Genomic DNA, 269 nt, shown 5'->3' with positions numbered 1-269 from the left:
AGCAATGACGCGTCCCGTGTCATGTACCCAGTACCATTTCCCGTTATTGTGTTGCACACGGTAAGTCGCTTCATAGCGGTCTGAATGACCCCGTAAATGACTTTTCATTGCAGATTTAAACGGGGCAATATCATTTGGATGAATTAGGTACTGAAGCTGAAGTTGATGCTCTGTGGAATTTTTAAGTACTTTTTCTTGTTTGTGATTGGTCAGGGAAATGAGCCGATCTTTAATATTCCAATCCCAAGGACGGATACCTGAAATTTCAT

At 41.6% G+C, this 269-nt stretch carries 1 protein-coding gene; it reads right to left on the bottom strand.

What is annotated here, in order from left to right; translation table 11 throughout:
- On the bottom strand, nucleotides 1-269 hold a 269-nt coding region (locus MKD49_RS25970; protein WP_252697737.1), incomplete at both ends, for a PAS domain-containing protein.

It is taken from the genome of Herbaspirillum sp. WGmk3 (assembly GCF_023952535.1).
Lineage (GTDB): Bacteria > Pseudomonadota > Gammaproteobacteria > Burkholderiales > Burkholderiaceae_D > Herbaspirillum > Herbaspirillum huttiense.
The sequence above is the reverse complement of the archived record's forward strand: the minus strand, read 5'-3'. Positions and strand labels throughout refer to the sequence as shown.